Source organism: Chitinophaga sp. 10T418, from assembly GCF_056394125.1.
In genome coordinates, this window is record NZ_JBFTHG010000079.1 from 1 (window position 1) to 350 (window position 350).

A 350-nucleotide genomic window follows, 5' to 3' on the forward strand; every position below is an offset into this window, starting at 1 on the left:
GTAAACGGTGCATTGACAATGGCCGCAGTGGTAGACAACGTTACTGTTGGATGTACCGTGTTTACGAATATGCCTGTGGTATTGCCGATATTATTCAAGAGGAGCGCAGCATTATTATTAGCTTCGTCTCTAATGGTAGCGCCATTCAGCGACATACTAGTACCAAGCGTGATGCCGTCCAGATCCAGGTCGCCATTCTGTACGGTGTAACTGAAGGATAAATTCTGTGTACCGGTGCCTCCTGTGTAAACCGCTGAAACATTTGTTCCGCCTATGTTTACACTAATCGATGGCACACCGCCAGTAGTATTAACGAGCACATTTTCACTGTACGCTACTGTAAAGTTCAA

General features: G+C 45.7%; 1 protein-coding gene. It reads right to left on the bottom strand.

Features of this window, described 5'->3' with window-relative positions; translation table 11 throughout:
- A partial coding sequence (locus tag AC1DCV_RS35845; protein ID WP_477027692.1) for a hypothetical protein occupies positions 1-350 on the bottom strand: 350 nt, incomplete at both ends.